Source organism: Aromatoleum bremense (assembly GCF_017894365.1).
Lineage (GTDB): Bacteria > Pseudomonadota > Gammaproteobacteria > Burkholderiales > Rhodocyclaceae > Aromatoleum > Aromatoleum bremense.
Genome location: NZ_CP059467.1, coordinates 3452723 through 3474326, shown reverse-complemented (window position 1 = coordinate 3474326; position 21604 = coordinate 3452723). Strand labels below are relative to the sequence as shown.

Sequence of the window (21604 nt, the reverse complement as noted above, 5' to 3'; positions counted from 1 at the left end):
GGTCAGTTCTCCTTCTTCAAACCGAAACGGTTCATGAGGTCGTAAAGCGATGGGCGGCTCACGCCGAGAATGTCCGCCGCGCGGGCAATATTGCCGTTGGTGCGCGCCAGCACCCGCACCACGGCGCGCCGTTCCGCCTCGTCGCGCACCTGTCGCAGGTTGAGGTGCTGCAGATCGGGATCGACGCTGTCCAGACCCAGATCGTCGGACGTGATGCGGCTTCCCTCGGCCATGATGACGGCACGCTTGAGACAGTTTTCCAGCTCCCGCACGTTGCCCGGCCAGCGATGCGATTCGATTGCCGCCACCGCGTCGTCGCCCAAGTGCATCGTTCCCCGTCCGTTGGCTTGCGCGAAGCGCTGCACGAAGGCATGCGCGAGAAGCACCGCGTCGCCGTCCCGGTCGCGCAACGGCGGGATTTCGATGACGATTTCGGCGAGCCGGTAATAAAGGTCCTCGCGGAACAGGCCCGCGCTGATCTGCGCCTTCAAGTCGCGGTGCGTCGCGCACACGATCCGCACGTCGACCGGAATCTCTTCCCTGCCGCCGATCCTCTCGATGACCCGCTCCTGCAGGAAACGCAGCAGCTTTGCCTGCAGCGCCATCGGCAGGTCACCAATCTCGTCAAGGAAAAAAGTCCCCTTGTGCGCAGCTTCGATCTTGCCCTGCGTCTGTTTCACGGCCCCGGTAAAGGCCCCTTTCTCGTAGCCGAACAGTTCGCTTTCGAGCAGCGTTTCCGGGATGGCGGCACAGTTGATCGCGACAAAGCGCTCCTTTGCGCGCGTCGACATCGCATGCAGGCCGCGCGCCAGGATTTCCTTGCCGGTACCGCTCTCTCCGAGCAGCGCGATCGTCACGTTCGCCGGCGCCACTTTCTCGACGGTGCGGCAGACCTTGAGCATTGCCGAATCCCGCGTGAGGACAGCGGACAGGCTGGTTCCCTGGAGCGTCGCCAAACGCAGGTTTTCCATTTGCAGGTCGTGCAGGCGAAAAGCGCGATCGATCGTCAGGCCGAGCAACTCGGGTTCAAAAGGCTTGCCGAAGAAATCATAGGCGCCCATGGCGACGGCCTTCACCGCGTTTTCGCGCTCATGCTGCCCGGTCAGGACGATGATTTTGGTATCGGGGGCCAGCGCGAGCATCTCGCCCAGCAGGCGAAACCCCTCAACGCCGTCATCGGGCGCGGGGGGCAGCCCGAGATCCATCGTCACCACCGCCGGTTCATGACGTCTCAATTGCGTGATCGCGCTTTCCCGATCACTCGCGACAACTGTCTCGAAAGCGTCGAAAGCCCAGCGCATCTGTTTCTGAAGTGCCGGATCGTCCTCGACGATCAGCAGCGTACGCCGCTTGTCATTCATGATTTTCGCGTACCCTTTCCCGTGTAACTGGCAAATCCGGATCGGCCCGGGCAGAAACGGGCAATACCACGGTCACGCAGGTACCGCGCCCCGCTTCACTGTCAAAATGAATGCGGCCTCCCAGTTCATGAATGTACTGCTGGGTCTCGTAGACCCCAATACCCATTCCCGTGGATTTACTTGTGTGAAATGGCTTGAACAGACGCTCTTTCATGAACTCGGGCGTCATCCCGCAGCCGGTATCCTCGACCGCTACACGGGCCGAGGACGGGTCCGGCATATCGACCCTTATTGTCACCTTGCCATCGTCCTGCGTCGCATCGAGCGCGTTCTGCACGAGATGCCCGATCACGCGCTCGAGCCGTTCGGGATGCGCCTGGACTTCGAGCCGGTGATCGCGGTCCGCGAACACCTCCACCGTCGGCTGCTGATGGCGCTTCGTCGCCTGGATACGATCGGCCAGCGCACAAAGATCGACCCGCTTGTGCGGATCGATCGAACGCTTTTCCTGCAATTGCGCCATCAGCGCGCGCATGCGCGATTCGACATGCGCGACCGTGTCGAGCATGTCTTCCTGGAACGCCGGATTGTGTTTGTGGCGCTCGGCGTTGCGAAGCATCAGCGACAACTGGGCGACGAGATTCTTCAGGTCATGAACAACGAACGCCGACATGCGGTTGAAGGAGTCGAACTTGCGCGATTCCAGCAAGGCTTCAGTCACCTGCATCCGGGCGAGATAGCTGGCGGCCTGGCGCTGTGCCGTCTTGAGCAGGTCGAGCACTTCCCAGTCGACCTCGAACGCGGTGCGAGGTGAATTGAGCACCACGAAGCCGACCAGTGCGCCCGACGACTTGAGCGGCACGACGAGCCACGCATCGGGTATCGCGGACAGCCACGTCGGCAACACCAGGCCGTCGTAATGGGCGGGACGGGAACGGAACTCCTCGAGATTGATGATCCATTCGCGCTCGTCGAGAAAACGGCATAGAGCGCTGCCATCATCCTCGGAAGCGTTCGAAGCCCCTTGATTGAGGCGCGCGTTGACCGAGAAGCGGCCGCTCGCGTCCTTCAGCCAGAGCGTTCCGCCAGAACTCTCGACCAGATCCGAAAGGGCCTTTATGACCGATTGCCCGAGATCCAGCGCGCCGCCGGCGGACGAGAGCGCCTGCGTGAAGCGCAACCATTCGTTGCGATAATCGTAGCGGTAGGGGAACAGGTGCTTGTTGATGAACACTCTCAGGCGGGCACGCTGCGACCCCGAGAAGAGGAAAACGAGCAGCAGCAGGAACCCGGCGAACAGCAGGGCCAGCTGCAGGGCTCTGCCCCAGTTCCCGCCAAAATAGCGGACGTAGTATCCGGCTGCGGCGATTACCAGTAGGTACAGGCCCGACACCGCGAGCGCGGTGGAATGGAACGCCATTTCCCGTGATACCGAGATCCGCAGCGTCCACGACGGCGTACGCGCCGCTGAAACCGCGACCAGGGGAATCACCAGAGCATGGGCGATGCCACGCACCCCCCACACATCGGGATCGAGGCGGCCGAACAGGAATCCGTCGGCGAACAGGTACAGTTCGAACACATAGCCTGCGGCGAGGCCGAGGCACAACGGTTTCAGTCCCCAGCGCGATTCCGCCGGTATCGCACGAAAAAGCTGCTCGACGAGCACCAGGCCGAACACCGCAGCCACCAGAAAGGCGGCGAGCATCAGGTTTGCCGGCTTGAGATCGACGGGCAGATCGAGGCCGGAAAGCACTACCGCGATCAACTCGGCGGCGACCACGAGCGCCGCGAACCCTATCGGCCACCGCAGCCGTTTTCCCCCCAGGGGACGCAGCAACACAAGCAGGAACGCAAACCAGCAGGCGCTGCGGAAGACGTCCAGCACCGCGGTCAGCAGGGCCAGCCACGCGCTCGGATAGAGGACGAGAAAGGTGCTCGCGAGCGCCCACGATGCGCTGCTGCCCACGGCAAGAAGCAGAAAGCCGCCGGGAATGCCGCCGAGCCACGCGAGCAGAAGGTATAGACCGAAAAGAAGGTAAGCCCCAGCGGCCCCACCGTAGCCCCACACCGCGACGTCGGACAACTCGACACCCATCAGCCCCCCCAAGAGCAAGTCGTCTCGTCAACAACAGGACACGGATTCTCGCCCTCCGCCGTGTCTGCGAAAGTCGCCAGCCGATATCCGGTCAGTGTGCACCCTCTCCGGTCAGGACGACCCTGACCGTTTCGAACAGTACGAGGGTATCGAGCACGATGGTGTGGTTCTTCACGTAATACAAATCGTATTGCAGCTTCTGAACGGCATCGTCCACCGAAGCGCCATACTGGTATCGAACCTGCGCCCAGCCGGTGACGCCCGGCTTCACGCAGTGGCGAACGGCATAGAACGGGATCTCCTGAGCCAGTTGATCGACGAAGAACGGGCGCTCCGGGCGCGGCCCGACGAGGCTCATTTCGCCTTTCAGTACGTTGAAAATCTGCGGAAGCTCGTCGATGCGCAGCTTGCGGATCACCCTCCCCACCCGAGTCACCCTGTCGTCCCCGGATACCGCCCAGCGCGGCTTGCCGTCCTTTTCGGCGTCGCGCCGCATGCTGCGAAACTTGATAACGCGAAACACCCGTCCGCCCAGTCCGACCCGCTCCTGCCGATAGAAGATCGGCGCGCCGTCCTCCAGCGCGATCAGCAGCGCGGTGACCGTCATCACCGGGAGGGCGGCCAGCAACAGGATCGAGGATGCGGCGAGGTCGAAGCAGCGTTTCACGAACGCGCGGGCAAAGCCCTGCCTGAAGCCATCGCCATATATCAGCCAGCTGGCCTTCAGCGAATCGATGCGGACCTGCCCCTGCACGCGCTCGAAGAAGGATGACAGATCCAGCACCCGGACGCCCCACACCTTGCAGTCGAGCAGTTCACGAATCGGAAGGACGCCCCCCCGGCGTTCCCGCACTGCGACGATCACCTCGTTCACCCGAAGCTGCCGGACGGTCTGAAGAAGATCCTTGCAATCGAGGACGCGGCCCCGGTCGACGTCGATCGAATCTTCCCCTTCGACAGCGTAAAAGCCGACTACCTGCATGCCGCTGCGCAGGGGAGTACCGAGCGATCGCTCCACGGTCACCGCATCTGCGCCGGTACCGATGATCAGCACGCGCGGGGCGAACATCGAAGTCGCCCAGTGACGGTTGATCACTGCCCGCATCAGAAGGACCAGGCCGAGCAACAGCATTACCGAGATCTGCATCGCTTCGGATGCAAAATAGTTCCACGGAAGCACGAGGAACACCCCGAATGCTATCGGGATACTCACGACGATCGAGATCAGAACGCGGCCTACCATGGTGCGCGTCGATCGCTCCTCTTCGGACGGCCGGTACAGCCCCATCGCGCTGTTCAGCAGGATCATCGCAATCGCGAAAAGCAGCGCTGAAGGCACGATGACGCGCCAGTCGACTACGCCCCCCTGCACCTGCACCGCGACTGCAAATATCACCGCTATGAAAAGCACGAGGGCATCGAAGATGACCTGTTGCAGGACGTGGGACGGAAAATAGTGACTGAAGACTTTTAGCATCGGCACACCCCAGATTACCCGAGCAATTGCAATCTTCTGATCCCGAAAAGATTCCTCTCTTCGGGACCCGAGACACGTATCTACCGCGACTCCGCGACTTCATCCACGCTACGCTCGTCCATACGATAATCCCTACGGAGCGGCATGTACATCAGCTTTGCATAGCTGCGACATTTCACCCCTTTTCGATGTCGCAGTGGCGTCGCCCGGCGCGCAACGCGGACTGCGGCAACGCAGTGGCCCGACGCCATGCGCTGCCTGCAGCCACGTCATTCGGTCTACGGGGCTCATGCACCGCACTCGCCGAATCGACTGTCAGCGCTGAACTGCCCGGCGCAGCTCTGCGGCGATCCGATCCACCGCGTACGTGGCTTCCGGAAAAAACTGTCCCAGCGTGATGAAACCATGGACCACGCCGTCGACCGCGACGTGTTCGACCTCCCCGCCCTCCGCTCGTACCCGCTCTGCAAATGCCATGCAATCGTCTGCAAGGGGATCGCACTCCGCCGTGACGAGAAGGATCGGGGGCAATCCAGCCAATGACGGCGCACGCATCGGCGATGCACGCCAGTCCTCTTCATCGCCTGCGGGAAGGTAATGGCCGTAAAACCATTCGAGGCTCTCCCGGTCGAGGAGATACCCCTGGTCGAAAAGTTGCCGCGACGGCCGATCGCTGGCGATCTCGGTGCTCGGATAGACCAGAAACATGAACCGAATGGTGACACTCGCCCGTTCACGGGCCAGGAGCGCTCCGACAATCGAAAGGTTTCCGCCCGCACTATCCCCTCCCAAGGCAATACGCCCGCGGTCTATGCCCAGCAGCGACGCCTGTTCTGCCGCCCACTCAATAGAAAAAATAGCATCCTCGACGGCGGCCGGAAAGGGGTTCTCGGGCGCGAGTCGATAGTCAATCGACAACACCGCGCAACCCGAGCCGTTCGCCAGCTCACGACAAAGAACGTCATAACTTTCGAGGTCACCAACGCACCACCCGCCGCCGTGAAAGTAGATCAGCAGCGGAAGCTCGTCGTCCCCGGGGCTATCCAGCGGCCGGTACAGGCGCGCGTTCAACGTGCTCCCGTCTGCACGCGTCATCGCCACTTCGACCGTTGCCGCAACGGCCGGAGAAGGCAGACCGAATGCCCATTGCAACTTCCGGAATGAATGTCGCGCCTGATCGACGGACAGCTCGTGAAAACGCGGGGCGCCGACACGGTAGACCATGTCCAGCAGTGCCTTGGCCTGGGATGAGAGGGGCATGTGCAGAATCCGGGGCCAGGCAGGGCTGAACCCCGATATGAAAATCAGGAGGCCCCGATTCTAACCGGAGAGCAGTGACACGAACGGAGAATGGAAACCGACGGTTAATGTTCGATCGGGACGATGCGAGCACCGGACTGCCGCAGGATGAGTTCCATCGCCCTACGGTCGGTGTTCGATGCGAGTTCCACCCTCAGCACGCACGCCCCGATATGCGCCATGTCGGCAACGTCCGGCAATTCCTCGCCTGGACCCTGCCCCGGCTGATTCGAATACGTTTGACCGGGAAATTCGGCGGCGACGCTGTCAGCGGTGAGATCCGTGCTGATGGCAATGCAGTTTTCCGCTATGCCGGCTTGCAGAAGGCGCGACTTCGCCTCTTCCGCCTCGCCCGGGCTGGCGAACACCCCCGTCATTACGGTATTGCGTGTCATCTTCGACTCCTTGTTCATCGCGAGGCCAGAAACGCTTTCGCATGAGCGAGTTCGGGGCGCCCGGCATCCCGGGCATCGGGGGCAATGCGATCAGTTCGCCGGATCCTCCTTGCCGCCCTCCTTGAAAGCCGGATTCGAATGGTCGTTCGCCTGCCCCGGGAGCGGCGTGGGGGGCGCGGTCTCTTTCGCCGGATCCGGTTCCGGGAGCGGGGGAGTCGGGGTCACCGGCAGCGGCGCGTTTTCCTGCTGGGCGGGCGGCTGGGCGGGGACGTCGGGGGGCGCATCCTCTTTCTTCTCGCATCCGGCGACGAACAGTGCCGCAGCGATGACGAGCGGTATGAAGTACCTCATGTTCCGCATCCTTCGAGAATGTCTCGTTTATTCTTAGCATCCGCTGTCGTCCGTCGCCAGCCGCAAGGCGACGTGCTGCGGTGAGTGGCGTGCGCATTGAAGCGACGCAGCCGCACGAGATCGTGCGGCTGCGTTCCCTCCCCCCGCCCGTCCGGAACCCGATCAGTGGCGTTCGGCAGACGGAGGGGGCGTGGTGCGACCGCGAAAGGCGATCAGGCGTTGCGCGGTTTGCGCGGCGCGCGTCGTCGCGGGGCAGCGGCGGCCTTGTCGCCGTCTGGCGTGCGGCCGCTGTCGCTATCCTGCGCGGCCTGCGATTCGGCCGCCGGAAGACCGCTCGTGACCGCTTGTTGCGGCTCCGCCGTCATGGCGACCGGCGCGGGCGATGCAGGCTCGTTCATACCGGCCGGCGGGGACTCCGCTGCCGCGCCCGCGGACGTCGGTGCCACCTCGGTGGCGTTCGGGCGCGCACGCCGGAACAGCGACTTGATGCGCTCGAATCGATCCGCAGCGTGCGCGCTGAGGTCGCCGCTGGCGGCCAGCACGTGTTCGATCTGCTTCAGGTGGGCATCGATCTCGGCGGCGCTCTGTCCTTTGAGCAAGGCCGGAATCGCCTCCAGCGCCGCCTCGCGGTCGTGCTTGAGGATGAAGAACTGCTCGCGCAACAGGTGCTTGAAGTCGGCCAGCTTGAGGCCCGGCTCGAGTTCCGCACGCGACGCACGCATCCGCTTGAAATTGCGCTCGTCGGTTGCGGGGGCTCCGCCCAGAACGTAGATGGTCGAGCGCATCATGGCCTCGTGACTGCCACCCTCTGCAACACGGGCGTGAAGCTCGGCCTGACGGCGCTCGATGAAACGACGATGCTCCAGTTCGGTGCCGGGACGCCGGCGGTGGGCCTGCCCGTCGGCGCGCAGGCCGACGAGAACCTGCAGCAGCGGCTGGCCATAGATATCCAGGAAAAGCTGCTCGCTGGCCTTGTCGCGCAGGTCGCGCCAAGTGTCGAGACCGCGGGCGATCTGCTCGGAAATGAGAGTCTCGGCCCTGCGGAAGACGTTGTCCTCGCCGACCGGATGGCGGTCGGCCCGCACTTTCTCGGCGAGCGACGGCAGCGACAGGGTGAGCGGGTTGCGGTCGGAAAGCAGGCGGTAGCCGAGACGGTTCGGATGCATGCGCCGCATCCATTTGGCCGACGAGGGGGTCGACAGCGCGCGCGCCCAAGGCTGCAAGAACAGGCGATAGAGGCCCAGGTTGATCTCGGAGATGCGGGCGACCGTGGCGAAACGCGCTTCATCGTCGGGCCGATGCCCGATCTCCCGGTCGAGTTCCGCGACCGTGCGCGGCGTGAACTCCAGCAGGTACTCGCGCTCGATCAGCCCGGCATCGGCGCGCTCATCGGCGCGCGAAATCGACGTCTCGTAGAGTCCCGGCGGCAGCACGTCGATGTAGTCCATGTTGGCGGTGAACTCGGTGTGCTCCTTACGCGAGACGCTGCCCGAGACGAAGATGCCCAAGTGACCGGTGCTGTCGTGCACGCAGTAAACAATCGTCTGCTCGTTGGCGATGATGCCGTCAACCCCTTCATAGAGGTCGCGCACCCAGCCCAGGGCCTGGGGCGGCGGAGTGATGTCGTCACCCCGCGAGCAGAACACCACGACCGGCGAACGCACGTTGCGCAAGTCGATGCGCCGCCCGTCGGAGGTCATGAGCTGGGCGGTCGAAAGACGGTTGCCGATGAACAGGTTATCGACGATGTACTGGATCTCCTGGCCGCCGAGCACCACGTGCCCCCCCCACCAGCGCTCGAACTCCAGGTAACGCACAGCCTCGGTATCCACGTTCGCGAACACCCGGTACTGCTTGGTCCACCACGTGTTGGCCGGGTTGAGGTTTTCGAAGTTCTGCACCAGCCAGGCGCCGTCGAACAGCCCGTTGCCCAGATCGCTCAACAGCGCCGTCATCCAGCTGCCGCCGGACAGGCCGCCGGTGTAGCGCATCGGCGCCTTGCCACGTTCGCCCGCCCAGTACGAAAGCGGCGAACCGGCGATAAGGATCGGGCCGAACAGGTCCGGCTCCAGCGCCGCGGCCATCATGATCTGCCAGCCGGCCTGGCAATTGCCCACGACCATCGGCTTTTCCGCGGTTTCCGGATGACGTTCGATGACGCGGCGCAGGAACGCGATCTCTGCCTCGACCACGTCTTCCACGGACTGACCCGGTTCGGGATAGGGCAGAAAACCGACGAAGTAGCACGGGTGCCCGGCGCGCAGCGCGACGCCGATCTCGCTGTCGGGCTTGAAGCCGCCGATGCCCGGGCCGTGCCCGGCGCGCGGGTCGACGACGACGAAAGGCCGCCTCAGCGGGTCGATCTCGATGCCCGCCGGAGGCAGGACCCGCATCAGTTCATAGTTCACCGGCCGCGGCAATTCGCGGCCGTCCATCAGCACCTCGGTCTCGAAGCCCAGCACGCTGGGCTTGGTCTTCTCAATATGCTCGAGGTACTGGTTGCCACGATGGCGCATCACGTCCATGAACAGCACGCTGCGCTCGACTGCATCCCGCCAGTAGTCAAACGCGGACCGTGCGAAACCGAACGGATCCATCAGGGGCAGTGTCGCTGCCGAAGGTACCGGTATCGGGAAATTCATTCTGAACTCCATGTGTTGCCGTGGCGGATGGCAAGCGCCATGCTCCACGAAAGTCTAATCTGCTGCCCGGCCTCGTAAGCCGGGCCATGCCAGCGCTACGTGACACCCGGAAGTGGGAAGTATTCCAGGCGCCCGCGGTCACTCCTGGCGTCGCACCGACAACGACCGAAGGACGCGGTCGCGGCTGGCGTTTCCCTAGCTTGCTTTATTGCCCGACGCCCACGGGCAGCAATGTTCCGCCTACCAGCTCCAGCCGTCTACCAGGACGTCGCATTCCCTGGGCGAGATTTGTCGAAAGTGCTCGCGCCAGCCCTGCGTATGCCAAAATCCGTGCGTTCCCTCGTCCAAATCTGCTACAACCCTCCATCCCCTCTTTCCTGTCCGTCACGGAACCTTTGCCATGGCCGCAACCACCCTGCTCGCGCTGATCGACGATCATTCCGAGCATCCTGGACGATGTCGCCAGCTGGCCAATTGCCCGGCAGACCGGCAAGGGCTAGGATTTATTCATTCAAGTCGCATGGCCGGGGGAGACTGCAATGCGTTCGACGATGCGCGTTTTCGCCATTCCTGCCCCGTGCGTGCGGGCATGGGCAGCCGACCGAGCGTGACGCCCCGTCGATAGGAGGCCGGATCATGAGTCACAAACACCGGGCCGTCTTGGAATCGATTTTTCACGAACCGCCCAAAAGCAACATTCAGTGGCGCGAGGTGGAGTCGTTACTCAACCATCTCGGCGCCGTCATCGAGGCAGGCCACGGCGGACGCTTCCGCGTCGAGTTGAACCGCCACGAGTTCTTCCTCCACCACCCGCATCACAGCAACGAGTTCAGCAAACAATCCATCAAACAGTTGCGCGAGTTTTTGGCCGACGCCGGAGTCACTCCCTCGCTCTACGACGCGAATCACGAATAAGGGATGCCGTCCCGAGCGACGAGCCTCCGGAGTTGCACTCCCTGCGCCGGCAGCGCAGCGGGCCGTGGTCTAGAGTGAATCGACGCGCGGACGGGCTTCGCGGAGTGTTGCAAAGGAGGGTGTCATGGGGGAACTCGACAAGGAACCGGTCGTCGCGGTCCTGAACCGCATCCTCGAATTCGAGCTGGCCGGCGTCGTGCGCTATACGCATTACTCGTTCCTCGTGTTCGGCTTCGGCCGCATCCCGATTGTCTCGTGGCTGCGCGAGCAGGCCGACGAGTCGCTGATGCATGCGCGCGAGGTCGGCGAATGGGTCACGACGCTTGGCGCCTACCCGTCGCTCGCGATCGGCCCGCTGCTCGACTCGCACAAGCACGACATCGGAGCGATCCTGCGCGAATCACTCGAAGCCGAGCGCGCCGCGCTGCAGCTCTACCGGGATCTGCTCACGCTCGTCACGGACCACTCGGTCGCGCTCGAGGAGTTTGCGCGGCGGATGATCGAGGTCGAGGAATTGCACCTTGCGGAAGTCGACAAGATGTTGCGCAAACCCGGCGACGTGTCGGCGTTCGCACCACAGTCACCGTAAAAATGGGTGCTGGTCGCGCCGTGCGGTTCAGGTGGAGGGAATCTCGGCGGCCGCTCTGCCCGCTTGCCGCACCGCCTCCTCCTTGCGCGCTGCCTCAATGATTTGCATGACTTCGTCGAGGTCGGCGAGCCCGTCTTCGGACTGGAAGACGCCGGTGAGCGCGCTCTCGGGCTGCAGCTTGCCGGATTCGTACAGCGACCAAATCTCCTTGCCGTAGTCGGTGTCGCGCAGATCCGGAGCGAACTGGCCGAAGTAGGCGGCGAGGTTGTCGACATCGCGCTCGAGCATGGAGCGGGCGTTGTTGTTGGCCGCGGCATCGACGGCCTGCGGCAGATCGATGATCACCGGGCCAGCGCAGTCGACCAGCACGTTGTACTCGGAGAGATCGCCGTGGACGATCCCGGCGCAGAGCATGCGCACGACCTGTCGCACGAGATCGGCGTGATACTGCCGCGCATCGTCCTCGCTCAGCACCACATCGTTGAGCCGCGGAGCCGGTTCGCCGTCTTCATCGGTCACCAGTTCCATCAGCAACACGCCTTCGTGGAAGTCGTAAGGGATCGGAACGCGCACGCCTGCTGCCGCGAGGACGCGCAGCGCATCGACCTCGGCGTGCTGCCACGCGGCCTCCTGTTCCTGCCGCCCGTAGCGCGAGCCCTTGGCCATTGCACGCGCCTGGCGGCTGTTCTTGATCTTGCGCCCTTCGGTGTAGTCGACCGCCTTATGGAAGCCGCGCTTGTTGGCCTCCTTATAGACCTTGGCACAGCGCACTTCGTCGCCACACTGGACGACATAGACCATGGCTTCCTTGCCGCTCATGAGCTGACGAATGACGTGGTCGACGAGACCATCGGCCACCAGCGGTTCGATTCTGCTCGGAGTTTTCATGCGTAGGGATCCGCTCCTTTGCGGGTTGCATTTGTCCATGCGCGATTGGTGCGCATCGTAGGGAAAGCAGCGAAGGTCGATCTGTAGCCACCCTATCCCGCTCCGGCATAGTACGTCACCCGGTCAGGAAGCTGGCAAAAGGCTTTCCACCGGGCTTTCCACAGATTGCGCACCGCACCATGTCATTTCCCTATTCTTATTGCGGGAATGGCAGGATGTCATAGGCAAACGCGGATGATTAATCGAAGGATAAAAAAAATTCATTGCTTATTTTATTGCGCCGCACAAGCTCTTCCTCTAACCTTCAGTTGTCTCCTCCACCCTCCTCCTTTGGTGTGGATTTCAGCCCGGGCCCGAAAGTGCTCGGGCTTTTTCTTGTCAATTCTGCGTGCTTCTCGCTGTGTGTCAGGCGTCCGGCTCGTTCTTCCTGACGCCGTGCAGGTTCGTGGCGAAAAGCCCGATCTGCAATCCGATCAGTGCGTATGCGTCGTCGTGCCAGCCCCACGCGATCCACAACACGTTGCTTGCGATAAAGCACCAGAAGCCCCCAGTTGCGCTTGCTGAGGCTTTTTCAAGGCTTGCGCGCAACGAGCCCGATCAGCGCCGAACAGCCGCGGTGCCCCGCGCCTTCCGAGAGGTCATCCTCGTATTCGACGAGTTCCTCGATCTCCCAGTCGGAGAACGCATCGCGCAGCAGCTCGCTCGTGTACAGGTTCTCGACCGCCGAGGGCCCGCCGGTACGGTACTCGAGCTGCTTCGGCGTGTAGCCCTGCAACAGGATCCGTCCGCCCGGGCGCGCAAGCTGCTTCATCGCGGCGAACTGCCGTTCGCGCGCGGCAGCGTCGACGAACTGGATGAAGATGCCGACGACCCAGTCGAAAGCCCCGGCGAACTCGGCCGGCGGCCAATGGGGCGCCATCATGTCCTCCCGGACGAAATCGACATCGACACCGCGGCCGGCCGCGAGGCGACGTGCCTTTTCGATTGCGACGCCGGAGATTTCGACTGCGGTCACGTCGAGCCCCTGCTCGGCCAGCCACACCGAGTTGCGGCCCTCGCCATCGGCGACCGACACCGCGCTGCGGCCGCTCGCGACAAGCGCCGCACGGTGCGCGAGAAAGCGGTTCGGCCCGGTGCCAAACAGATACTCGTCGCCGGCGTCGCGGTAGCGCTTGCTCCAGATGAATTCCTGCTCCATTCGATTCCTTCCCATTGTGGTGGATAGAACATCCCGTCCGCATTCGCAGGATCCGTGCCGCAGTCGACCGGCGTCTTTGCGGACAGTTCGCAGTCGGGCACCACCGTCCGAGACAGGAGCTTCATTTCTCACCGGCCTTCAAGACAGCGCCTTCATGGCCGCACTACAACTGTGCGCGGAGGACGTCGATTATGTAGCGCGCGCGAGCGGCACATGCTCACGGATTGGTGTTGGCCAGCCAATCGGTGACAATGTTGCACTCCTTTTTTTTTGCCGCCACCATGACCGCCCCCGAACGAATCCCCAAGGCCATGGCAGAGAAATTCGCTGCCATCACCGCACTGACCGACGCGTTCTGCGCGCAGCATCTCAACGAAGAATATCGCCGGCTGATCCACCGCGTTGTCGGCGCGCTCGCCCGCAAACGCCCTTCACCGTTGTCGAGCGGCAAGGACAATGTCTGGGCGGCGGCGGCCGTGCATGCGGTCGGCCGGGTCAACTTCCTCGACGACCCCGCGCAGGATCCACACTGCAAGCCGAAGGTCATCTACGCGTTTTTCGGGATCGCCGAGAGCACCGGGCAGAACAAGTCGAAGGCGATCCGGGACACGCTCAAGATGGGCCCCTTCTCGCATGAATGGACCTTGCCCAGCCGTCTCGCGGACAACCCGATGGTGTGGATACTGCAGGTCAATGGCCTGATGATGGACATTCGCACCGCTCCGCTCGAACTGCAGCGCCTTGCCTATGAGAAAGGCCTGATTCCCTTCATCCCCGCCGAGCAAGCGGAAACGCCCGAATGAGGCGAATCTCTCGTCCCCCTTCGCGCAGGTACGCCTCGTACGCGGCGAGCTTGGTTGCCCGCTTCACCTTGCATTCGTAACGCGGCAACCCCGGCGCCGCCAAGTGCGCACGCACCGTGTTCACCGCGCACCCCACTTCGGCGGCGATCCGTCGAAGACTCATCCCGTGTCGTCTCAATAGCTCGATTTCCACATACACTTCATTCGCGATCACCAGGGCTCCAAAAGCCCCGCGACCGCGAGTACAAGGTCTTCGACATCGACGCGTGGCTCGCCGCCTTCGCGGGGATCGCCCGCAAGAACGAGCCGGTCGTCCTGATCTGCCGCACCGGCAACCGCACCGAGTCGGTAGCCGGCCTGGTCGACCAGGCCGGCTACCGGCGCGTCTACACCGTCACCAAGGGCATCGCGCAGGGGATCGGCGAGGGGCCCCGACCGAGCCGTATTCGGGCGAATGACGCCGCTCAAGGGGTCCGGAGCAACGCCTGGGCCGCCTCGAGAACCTTTCCGGCGGGCACCTGCCACTTCGTGTGATTCGAGGAAGCGCACCCAAGCACTGTCGGCGGCGGCCTCGGCCTCCTTGATCAGCCGGACGTCGCCATCCTCGTAGTAGCCGATTCCCCAGCCGTCCCGATGCGGGCCGGAAAAGCCGCCATGTTCGGCCAGGCGCATCAGGGAGAGGCTGACCGTCGCGGGGCGGCAGCTCGACATCCCCAGTAGTTCGCACATTCCCGTTGCCCTGGTGCTGCGCTCAAGGGCGCTGCCCGCGCCCGCTCACAGCCATCCTTCCACCTTGGACCGCGCCGGCACGCCGCCTGTATGGACGACTTGGCCGTCGATGACGACACCGGGGGTGGCCATGATCTTGTAAGACATGATCGCCTGGATGTCCTCGACCTTCTCCAGCGCGATCTCCACGCCCTTGGCGCGGGCGACCTCCTCGATCAGCTTGACCGTGTTCTTGCAGTTGGCACAGCCGGTGCCGAGAACCTTGACGTTCTTCATGACGATGCTCCTTGGATGGGGTTAAAGAACCAGGTTGAAGACGTAGCCGACCAGCAGGATGCCGCTAGCGACGACGCCGGCGAAGGTGGCGATGAGGCGGGGCTTGAGCACCTTGCGCAGGATGATCATCTCGGGGGCCGACAGCGCGATCACCGCCATCATGAAGGCGAGCACGGTGCCGAGCGCCGCACCCTTGCCGATCAGCGCCTCGACGATGGGGATGATGCCGGCGGCGTTGGTGTACATCGGCACGCCGAGCACCACCGCGGCGGGCACCGCCCACCAGGCGTCGCGGCCCATGATCGAGGCCATGAAGTCCTCCGGCACGTAGCCATGGATGCCGGCGCCGAGCGCGATGCCGGCGAGCACGTAGGGCCAGACCTTGGCGACGATCTCGCGCACGTGGTCGCGCCCGGCTTCGAAACGCTGCACCCAGGACAGGCGCTCGCCGGTGTGCGCCGCGGCTTCGCCGGCGTGGATGGCGCGCACCCAGTCCTCGAGGTGACGCTCCATCTTGAGCTTGCCGATCACCAGCCCGGCGACGATGGCCACCAGCAGGCCCAGGCCGAGGTAGAGCGCCGCCACTTTCCAGCCGAAGAGGCCGAACAGCAGCGCCAGCGCCACTTCGTTCACCATCGGTGCGGCAATCAGGAAGGAGAAGGTCACCCCCAGCGGCACCCCGGCGGAGAGGAAGCCGATGAAGAGCGGCACCGCCGAGCAGGAGCAGAAGGGCGTGACGATGCCGAGGCTCGCCGCCATCGCGTTGCCGACCCCGAGCCGCCTGCCGGAGAGCAGCGCGCGGGTGCGCTCGGGGGCGAAGAAGGTCTGGACGACACCCATCAGGAAGACGATGCCGGTGAGCAGCAGCAGCACCTTGGGCGTGTCGTAGAGGAAGAAATGCACCGCCTCGCCGAAATGCGTGGCACGCGACAGGCCCAGCGCAGCGACCAGCGCATCGGCGATCTCGGTGAGGTGGCTGTAGAGCGCCACCCAGGCGAGGGCCGCCACGGCGATGGTCGTGATCCAGCGCGCCGTCGTGCGCGGCGCCGGGGGGTATTCGATCGGTTGTGTGGTGGTCACGGTTTCGTCTCCGGATGGGGTGAGCGCCGGCCGCTCGCTGGCGTTTCGTTGTCTCTCACTCAGAAGACGAAGCAGGGTGCAAAAGGATGCAGCTCGTGCGTCGCGCGGTGAACGGCGGGTGCCGCCCGGCCGCGAATGCGTGACTCGGCGGGCATCCCCGCGGCGTCAGAAGAAGTAGCGCCCGCGCAATTCGAGCCGCGAGCGGACCAGTTTCTCGCCATATTCGGTGCTCCGGTCGCCCCGATTCAGCGCCAGCCGCAGCCGCAGCTCGAGATTGGTGATTCCGGTATACAGGGCCTCGGGAATCAGCGACCAGCTGTGGTCGTCGGTGTTGGTGATGAGCGTGAGCGCTGGCGTGAAGTCGAGGAGGTCGAACGGCTCCTTCTGGCTGATGCGCAGGTAGGCATAGCGCCGCGCCGCATTGGGCCGGTTGTAGCCCTGCGCTGCGGCGTGGGCCGTCAATGACGTGAGCACGGGATTGGCGGCCGAGGCGCCGACGAGGTCGTAAAACGCCGCCAGTTCGTCCTTCGAATAGCCGCCGCCGTTGCGGTAGAGCTCGAAAATGAGCGTGGTGTCGCGTTCGGTGAGGTAGCGCAGGCCGAGGAGCGCGCTGGTGTAGCTGCGCGCCTCCATCGCCAGCCTGTTGTCGGCGGTCAGCACCGCGCGGCGCGCATCGGTGATGCGCGCCCATTCGCCGTGGATCTCGACGTTGCTGCCCAGGTTGCGCGAGAAGTCGATGCCGACGCGCGGCCCGCGGCTGCCCTGGCCGGCCCAGATCAGGTCGACGTCGGTGTCGAGGATCAGGCCGTAGAGCTTCACGGCCGGATTGGCGTGGCCCTCGGGGCCGAACTCGGGATTGAGGCCGGACGTGGTGGGCACCACGGCGGCCGTCAGCGCCACCGTCTGCAGGGGACCGTCGAAGCTGCGCACGAAGGCGCCGGTCGCCATGACGAAACCCTCGCGCGCCAGTTCCGGATCGGTCGGATCCTTCGGCCGTTCGAGAAAGGCCACCGGGCTCCACGCGTAGCCCTTGCCCCAGCGCAGGGCGCGCTTGCCGAGTTCGAGGTTGCTGCGGTCGTCGATCTGCCACCCGCCATAGGCCTCGTACATGCGGCGGTCGTGGTCGGATCCGCGCGGCTCGTCGATCCAGCTCGCATGGCCGGTGAAGTTGAAGCTGAGGCTGCGATGGCGCAGCACGCCCGACAGCTCGGCGGCGGCGCTCATGCGCTCGGCGCTGGTGCGCGACTCGCCCGGGTACTGCAGGCGGTATCCTGCCGTGTCGCGATCGAGCCACTGGTGCTCGGGGCGCAGCTCGACGAAGCCGGTCCACTCGAAGGGCTTCTTCTCGTAGGCGGAGACGTCGAAGCCCCAGTCCGCCTCCTCGGCCCAGGCCGGCGAGAGGGCGAGCAGCGCCGCGAGGAGTACCGCTTTCCGCTTCACCGCAACTCCTTGACCCGCGGCAGGTACTCGAGCGTGAACACCTCGTCGGGCACCGCGCGGGCACGGATCTGGCCGTAGAGCATGACCGACTTGTAACCCTTGTACAGCGGGCTGTCCGTCTCCAGCGTCGCCGGCCGCGTGATGCCGTCACCGAAGTCCTTGATGTCCTTGTAGGTCAGCGTCTTGATCAGCAGGCCGCTGGCCGCGTAGCACCCGATCACGGTGGGCAGCTCGGTCTGCTTGTCGACGGTCATCTTCAGCCGGTCGTAGGCCACGTCATCGGTCTTGGCCTTGAGTGAGAGCAGATAGCTGTCCGCCGTCTCGCTGACCTCTTCCACCGCGTATTCGGTGGAGTAGTCCAGGCGCAGGATGTCGGCGTTGTTGAACACGCCGCCGATCACCGACTGCAGGCTGGTGATGCGGATCGGCTTGCCGACGCTGGGGATGTACAGCCACATGTTCTCGCCCAGGCGCAGGGTGGCGCGGTCGCGTTCGCTCGGCGGGTCGAGGAACAGGGCGACGAGCTGGTCGCGTCCCTTCTTCACCGAATACAGCACGAATTCCTTGCGGCTGCCGTCGGGCTCGATGTTGATGAGCTTGCGGTACATCTCGTAGGACTCGGGCTCGAGGTTGCGGTCCACCTTCTGCAGCAGCGCAGTGCCGTCGACGGCGAAGGCGGGCGCCGCGACGAGCAGGCCCAGGAGGACGGTCAGGATCTTCATGGCGGGCTCCGACGGCGGTCAGACGTGGCGCAGGGCGTTGATCGGATCGAGGCGCGACGCCTTCCACGCCGGCTGCAGGCTGGCGAGCAGCGCCACGCCGACGACCATCGCCGCGACGGTGGCGACCTGCCCGGCGGCGATGGCGGGGGCCATGACGAGATCCTGCTGCTGGCCGAAGCTGAAGTGGATCTGCCACACGTTGAGGGCGTAGATCAGCGCGAGGCTCACCAAGGTGCCCAGCGCCGTGCCGATCGCGCCCAGCAGCAGCCCTTCGCCGAGGAAGAGCGAGAGGATGCGTGCAGGTGGCGTGCCGATGGCGGCGATGGTGCCGATCTCGCGGATACGCTCGTAGACCGCCATCACCATCACGTTCATCACGCTTACCAGCACGATGGAGACCAGCACGATCTTGATGAACACCGTCATCACGTCGATCATCCGCGCCAGGCTCGCGAATGGCGACAGATCCGCCCAGGTATGCACCTCCAGCACCGGCTTGCCCTCCGCGCTGGTTACGCCTTCCAGCGCCTCTCTCAGCGTGGCCGTCACGCGGTCGAGCTGCGCCGGATCCTTCAGCCGGATCGCGATCTCGCTGACCTCAGCCTCCTTCATGCGCAGCAGCTCGCGCGCGTCGTCGATGTGGATGTAGCCGTCGCGCCCGCCCGGGCCGGAGATGCCTTCGGTGATGCTGCGGATGACGAAGGTCTTGCCGTTGACCGAGCCGTCGCGGTTGGTGGCGACCAGCACCACGGTGTCGCCGACCCCCACCTTCATGCCAAGGGCGAGCAGCACCGGGATCACGATCTCGCCCTTGCCGACCAGCACGCCATCCTCTGGCCCTTCGATCATGCGCCGGGGCAGCAGCGGCACGGTGGCCGCCTCGCGCGCGGGATCGACGCCGTTCACCCGGATGCTGGTGGTCTCGGTGAAGTTGCTGAACATGGCGCCGAACTTGACCCGCGGCGACCAGCTCTCGACCACGTCGAGCTGCCCCAGCGCCGCGTCCACCTTGGCCACAGCGGCCGGCCTGAGGTTGAGGTTGAGGTTGAGCGGCAGGGTGTCGATGGAGGCGACGTAGCCCTTGCGGTGCACCTCCAGGTGGCCGAGCACCGAGTCGGTGAATTGGCCGATCATCATGGTCTTGAACGAGCCCGTCACGGCGATGAAGAGCAGCACCGCGACCATGCCGATGACAATCAGGAGCAGGGTGAGCAGCGTGCGGCGGCGGTAGCGGGACAGGTTGCGGCCGGCGATCCTGAGCACGTCAAGCATGCGCCGCCTCCTCGTGATTGCGTCGCGAGAGAACGATGCCGTCCTCGAGGGTGAAGGTCACCTCGGCCTCGGCCATGATCTTCGGGTCGTGGGTGGAGAAGACGAAGGTGGTGCCGAACTCGTCGCGCATCTTCTTCATCAACTCGATGATGCGGTAGGCGGTGTCGTGGTCGAGATTGGCCGTGGGCTCGTCGGCGAGCACCAGGCGGGCGTTGCTCACCAGCGCGCGCGCCACCGCGACGCGCTGCTTCTGACCGCCGGAGAGCTGGTCGGGACGCTTGTCCGCCTGGGCGCTCATGCCCACCGCGTCGAGGAGCCGCCTGACCTGCTCGCGGCGCCTGGCCTCAGGCCACTTTTGCACCATGATCAGCGGGTACTCGATGTTCTCGTAGGCGGTGAGCACCGGCACCAGGTTGAAGTCCTGGAAAATGAAGCCGATGTACTTGCCGCGGAATTCGGCCGCGGCGCGGCGGCCGAGCGTGGCGATGTCGGTGTCGAGCACGGTGAGCGTGCCGGCGGTCGGATGATCGAGGCAGCCGATCATGTTGAGCAGCGTGCTCTTGCCGCTGCCCGAGGGGCCGACGAAGGCGACGAAGGAGGCCGGCTCGATGACGAAATCGGCGCCCCTGATGGCAGGCACCTCGACGTCGCCGGCGCGGTAGATCTTGGTCAGATCCTTGGCGATGACGAGACTCATGGTTTCTCCTGGTATTCAGGCCGGCGTCCGGCGATGGTTCGACAGCATCATCACTTGTGAGGGGTGTCGGTCGCAGGGGCGGCCATCAGCACGCCCAGCGAGGAAAAAGCCGTGGCGCCCAGCAGCCAACCCGCCAGCAGCGGCCACACGGCGTCGATGTGCGCGGTGATCAGCGGGCCGACCGCCGACGCGGTGAAGAACAGCGCCATCGCCGCGATGCCCGGCACCATCACCGACACCGGCGCGTCGTGCCCGGCGGCGAAGGCCCGGTAGAAGAGCAGCGGAAAGACGATGCCGAAGGTGAGCACCGGTCCCTTCAGGTAATAGATGCGCGCATTCATCCGCGCGCTGGCCACATCGGAAGCCGAATATCTCGGCATGCCCCACCGCGAAATCGACGCCGTCTACGGTGACCCGCTCGCCGAAGTGCCGCGTCAGACCTTCGGCGCGCAGGGCGCGCGTCTCGGCAGGGACAGGATTCCAAGAGGGCGTCATCGGGACGGCCGTTCTGGATGGGGAGTTTCAGCGTAGGCCACGAAGGCAGCGGTACCGTTGACCGATGTCAACCGCGGGACGCGGCGGACCGCACCTTGTCGGGAGCCCACGTTTGTCATTGGCAGTTGTTGTGCAGCTTCCACATCGCTTCATGGCCCATGGCCTTGGCGAACGCCGGAACTTCGCAGCGCCCCGCTTCCGCCGGGTCGAGCGAGGCCGGCCGGGCGTCCGCAGCAACGGGCGAGGCGGCACGGGCATAAGGGCCGTTGCCGCTCACCCATATCGCGACCACCGTCACCAAGCCCGCAAATGCAGCCACGATGGCGCCGCTTGCCAGTCCGCTGCCGGATCCGGCGGGAGGCGCGATCTCGCACGCACCGCCCGGACAAAGCCGGGCCTTGTCCTTGGCGAACCAGTTGTACACCTTGCAGCCGATACAGATGCCGAATGCCGCCTCGAAAAACAGCAGCAGCATGCAGGCGGCACAGACGATCAGGTTGACCGGTCCGACGACGTGCCTGATCACCACCAGATACAGCATCGTCAGCGCGAGCACGAAGCCGATCGCCCAGGCGAAGCGCTTCTGTGGCGCCCCGACGTACTCGGGTTGCTGCCGGCGCACGACCCACTGGCCCACGATCAGGCTGGGGGCGAAGCGCGGGTTGACGAAGATACGGATCGTGAAGTCGGCCAGGAAGGCGACGACGAGCACCCGCGTGGGCTGGAAGTTGCCCACCAGCCAGGCATTCATGAAGGACACGATGGCGAAGAGGAACAGGATGCCTGCGGCCGCGCGCACGGCACGTTCGTTGAGGACCAGCACCTCGTAGCCTTCGAGGCGCTCACCGAAGGCGAAGATCGGGGACATGGCGGGCTC

The 21604-nt window shown here is 64.5% G+C and carries 21 protein-coding genes and 2 pseudogenes; 4 read left to right on the top strand and 19 right to left on the bottom strand.

Annotated elements, in window-relative coordinates; all coding sequences use genetic code 11:
• Positions 1-2: 2 nt before the first annotated feature.
• The 7 genes from prsR to pbN1_RS16275 all read right to left on the bottom strand — a co-directional run bounded on the left by prsR (position 3) and on the right by pbN1_RS16275 (position 9623).
• Complete coding sequence (gene prsR / locus pbN1_RS16305; protein WP_169201988.1) at positions 3-1361, bottom strand: PEP-CTERM-box response regulator transcription factor; 1359 nt, start codon at positions 1359-1361, stop codon at positions 3-5.
• The gene (gene prsK / locus pbN1_RS16300) at positions 1354-3459 is read right to left on the bottom strand and encodes an XrtA/PEP-CTERM system histidine kinase PrsK (protein ID WP_244856986.1); all 2106 of its coding nucleotides are present in this window, start codon (positions 3457-3459) and stop codon (positions 1354-1356) included. Before prsK ends, prsR begins: the two co-directional genes overlap by 8 nt.
• Positions 3460-3550: 91 nt before the next feature.
• Positions 3551-4936, bottom strand: a complete 1386-nt coding sequence (locus pbN1_RS16295; RefSeq protein ID WP_169201989.1) for a TIGR03013 family XrtA/PEP-CTERM system glycosyltransferase — start codon at positions 4934-4936, stop codon at positions 3551-3553.
• A 315-nt stretch (positions 4937-5251) separates the two neighbouring features.
• The gene (locus pbN1_RS16290) at positions 5252-6196 is read right to left on the bottom strand and encodes an alpha/beta hydrolase (RefSeq protein ID WP_210147545.1); all 945 of its coding nucleotides are present in this window, start codon (positions 6194-6196) and stop codon (positions 5252-5254) included.
• A 104-nt stretch (positions 6197-6300) separates the two neighbouring features.
• Positions 6301-6648: a hypothetical protein gene (locus pbN1_RS16285; RefSeq protein ID WP_244856985.1), complete on the bottom strand. Its 348-nt coding sequence runs from the start codon at positions 6646-6648 to the stop codon at positions 6301-6303.
• 72 nt (positions 6649-6720) lie between these two features.
• On the bottom strand, positions 6721-6981 hold the full coding sequence (locus tag pbN1_RS16280; RefSeq protein WP_210147544.1) for a hypothetical protein: 261 nt from the start codon (positions 6979-6981) through the stop codon (positions 6721-6723).
• A gap of 212 nt (positions 6982-7193) precedes the next feature.
• Positions 7194-9623 (bottom strand): DUF3141 domain-containing protein, encoded by a 2430-nt coding sequence (locus pbN1_RS16275; protein WP_169203441.1) that lies wholly within the window; start codon positions 9621-9623, stop codon positions 7194-7196.
• 636 nt (positions 9624-10259) lie between these two features.
• Here pbN1_RS16275 and pbN1_RS16270 point away from each other — a divergent pair.
• Together pbN1_RS16270 and pbN1_RS16265 are read left to right on the top strand one after the other, a co-directional pair.
• Complete coding sequence (locus pbN1_RS16270; RefSeq protein ID WP_011235893.1) at positions 10260-10538, top strand: type II toxin-antitoxin system HicA family toxin; 279 nt, start codon at positions 10260-10262, stop codon at positions 10536-10538.
• A 124-nt stretch (positions 10539-10662) separates the two neighbouring features.
• Positions 10663-11127, top strand: a complete 465-nt coding sequence (locus pbN1_RS16265; RefSeq protein ID WP_169203440.1) for a ferritin-like domain-containing protein — start codon at positions 10663-10665, stop codon at positions 11125-11127.
• Between the two features lie 27 nt (positions 11128-11154).
• On the opposite strand, the gene pbN1_RS16260 is transcribed toward pbN1_RS16265, so the two are convergent.
• Both pbN1_RS16260 and pbN1_RS16255 read right to left on the bottom strand, forming a co-directional pair.
• Positions 11155-12015 carry a PA4780 family RIO1-like protein kinase gene (locus pbN1_RS16260; protein WP_169203439.1) on the bottom strand — a complete coding sequence of 287 codons (861 nt, stop codon included), beginning with the start codon at positions 12013-12015 and terminating at the stop codon, positions 11155-11157.
• Positions 12016-12586: 571 nt separating this feature from the next.
• The gene (locus pbN1_RS16255; RefSeq protein ID WP_169203438.1) at positions 12587-13213 is read right to left on the bottom strand and encodes an SAM-dependent methyltransferase; all 627 of its coding nucleotides are present in this window, start codon (positions 13211-13213) and stop codon (positions 12587-12589) included.
• Between the two features lie 230 nt (positions 13214-13443).
• Here pbN1_RS16255 and pbN1_RS16250 point away from each other — a divergent pair, with 230 nt between their 5' ends.
• Positions 13444-14016 (top strand): DUF6398 domain-containing protein, encoded by a 573-nt coding sequence (locus pbN1_RS16250; RefSeq protein WP_210147543.1) that lies wholly within the window; start codon positions 13444-13446, stop codon positions 14014-14016.
• A gap of 19 nt (positions 14017-14035) precedes the next feature.
• On the opposite strand, the pseudogene pbN1_RS16245 reads toward pbN1_RS16250, so the two are convergent.
• A pseudogene (locus pbN1_RS16245) lies at positions 14036-14230 on the bottom strand (IS21 family transposase); the annotation flags it as partial.
• Here pbN1_RS16245 and pbN1_RS21050 point away from each other — a divergent pair.
• Positions 14194-14550: a rhodanese-like domain-containing protein gene (locus tag pbN1_RS21050; RefSeq protein WP_342343983.1), complete on the top strand. Its 357-nt coding sequence runs from the start codon at positions 14194-14196 to the stop codon at positions 14548-14550. The pseudogene pbN1_RS16245 and the gene pbN1_RS21050 sit on opposite strands and share 37 nt — an antisense overlap.
• Here pbN1_RS21050 and pbN1_RS21045 read toward each other — a convergent pair.
• The 9 genes and pseudogenes from pbN1_RS21045 to pbN1_RS16200 form a co-directional block, all read right to left on the bottom strand.
• Positions 14551-14745, bottom strand: a pseudogene (locus tag pbN1_RS21045) (class II glutamine amidotransferase); the annotation flags it as partial.
• Positions 14746-14790: 45 nt separating this feature from the next.
• Positions 14791-15021 (bottom strand): thioredoxin family protein, encoded by a 231-nt coding sequence (locus tag pbN1_RS16235; protein WP_169203436.1) that lies wholly within the window; start codon positions 15019-15021, stop codon positions 14791-14793.
• Positions 15022-15042: 21 nt separating this feature from the next.
• Entirely contained in the window at positions 15043-16101 is a 1059-nt protein-coding gene (locus pbN1_RS16230) for a permease (protein WP_169203435.1), read from the bottom strand.
• Between the two features lie 165 nt (positions 16102-16266).
• On the bottom strand, positions 16267-17541 hold the full coding sequence (locus tag pbN1_RS16225) for a hypothetical protein (RefSeq protein ID WP_169203434.1): 1275 nt from the start codon (positions 17539-17541) through the stop codon (positions 16267-16269).
• A complete protein-coding gene (locus pbN1_RS16220; protein WP_169203433.1) occupies positions 17538-18263 on the bottom strand; it encodes an outer membrane lipoprotein-sorting protein in 726 nt (241 codons plus the stop codon). Before pbN1_RS16220 ends, pbN1_RS16225 begins: the two co-directional genes overlap by 4 nt.
• Before the next feature lie 18 nt (positions 18264-18281).
• Positions 18282-19535 carry an ABC transporter permease gene (locus tag pbN1_RS16215; RefSeq protein ID WP_169203432.1) on the bottom strand — a complete coding sequence of 418 codons (1254 nt, stop codon included), beginning with the start codon at positions 19533-19535 and terminating at the stop codon, positions 18282-18284.
• On the bottom strand, positions 19528-20232 hold the full coding sequence (locus pbN1_RS16210) for an ABC transporter ATP-binding protein (protein WP_169203431.1): 705 nt from the start codon (positions 20230-20232) through the stop codon (positions 19528-19530). The genes pbN1_RS16215 and pbN1_RS16210 overlap by 8 nt, the downstream gene beginning before the upstream one ends.
• Positions 20233-20282: 50 nt before the next feature.
• Positions 20283-20612, bottom strand: a complete 330-nt coding sequence (locus pbN1_RS16205; RefSeq protein WP_169203430.1) for a hypothetical protein — start codon at positions 20610-20612, stop codon at positions 20283-20285.
• A 230-nt stretch (positions 20613-20842) separates the two neighbouring features.
• Positions 20843-21595, bottom strand: coding sequence for a DUF4395 domain-containing protein (locus pbN1_RS16200; RefSeq protein ID WP_169203429.1), 753 nt, complete (start codon positions 21593-21595; stop codon positions 20843-20845).
• Positions 21596-21604 lie beyond the last annotated feature (9 nt).

What these genes read in the sequence shown, in the direction of transcription:
- prsR (WP_169201988.1), bottom strand. Translation starts at nt 1,361, where the DNA reads ATGAATGACAAGCGGCGTACGCTGCTGATCGTCGAGGACGATCCGGCA.
- prsK (WP_244856986.1), bottom strand. Translation starts at nt 3,459, where the DNA reads ATGGGTGTCGAGTTGTCCGACGTCGCGGTGTGGGGCTACGGTGGGGCC.
- pbN1_RS16295 (WP_169201989.1), bottom strand. Translation starts at nt 4,936, where the DNA reads ATGCTAAAAGTCTTCAGTCACTATTTTCCGTCCCACGTCCTGCAACAG.
- pbN1_RS16290 (WP_210147545.1), bottom strand. Translation starts at nt 6,196, where the DNA reads ATGCCCCTCTCATCCCAGGCCAAGGCACTGCTGGACATGGTCTACCGT.
- pbN1_RS16285 (WP_244856985.1), bottom strand. Translation starts at nt 6,648, where the DNA reads ATGAACAAGGAGTCGAAGATGACACGCAATACCGTAATGACGGGGGTG.
- pbN1_RS16280 (WP_210147544.1), bottom strand. Translation starts at nt 6,981, where the DNA reads ATGAGGTACTTCATACCGCTCGTCATCGCTGCGGCACTGTTCGTCGCC.
- pbN1_RS16275 (WP_169203441.1), bottom strand. Translation starts at nt 9,623, where the DNA reads ATGAATTTCCCGATACCGGTACCTTCGGCAGCGACACTGCCCCTGATG.
- pbN1_RS16270 (WP_011235893.1), top strand. Translation starts at nt 10,260, where the DNA reads ATGAGTCACAAACACCGGGCCGTCTTGGAATCGATTTTTCACGAACCG.
- pbN1_RS16265 (WP_169203440.1), top strand. Translation starts at nt 10,663, where the DNA reads ATGGGGGAACTCGACAAGGAACCGGTCGTCGCGGTCCTGAACCGCATC.
- pbN1_RS16260 (WP_169203439.1), bottom strand. Translation starts at nt 12,015, where the DNA reads ATGAAAACTCCGAGCAGAATCGAACCGCTGGTGGCCGATGGTCTCGTC.
- pbN1_RS16255 (WP_169203438.1), bottom strand. Translation starts at nt 13,213, where the DNA reads ATGGAGCAGGAATTCATCTGGAGCAAGCGCTACCGCGACGCCGGCGAC.
- pbN1_RS16235 (WP_169203436.1), bottom strand. Translation starts at nt 15,021, where the DNA reads ATGAAGAACGTCAAGGTTCTCGGCACCGGCTGTGCCAACTGCAAGAAC.
- pbN1_RS16220 (WP_169203433.1), bottom strand. Translation starts at nt 18,263, where the DNA reads ATGAAGATCCTGACCGTCCTCCTGGGCCTGCTCGTCGCGGCGCCCGCC.
- pbN1_RS16215 (WP_169203432.1), bottom strand. Translation starts at nt 19,535, where the DNA reads ATGCTTGACGTGCTCAGGATCGCCGGCCGCAACCTGTCCCGCTACCGC.
- pbN1_RS16210 (WP_169203431.1), bottom strand. Translation starts at nt 20,232, where the DNA reads ATGAGTCTCGTCATCGCCAAGGATCTGACCAAGATCTACCGCGCCGGC.
- pbN1_RS16205 (WP_169203430.1), bottom strand. Translation starts at nt 20,612, where the DNA reads ATGCCGAGATATTCGGCTTCCGATGTGGCCAGCGCGCGGATGAATGCG.
- pbN1_RS16200 (WP_169203429.1), bottom strand. Translation starts at nt 21,595, where the DNA reads ATGTCCCCGATCTTCGCCTTCGGTGAGCGCCTCGAAGGCTACGAGGTG.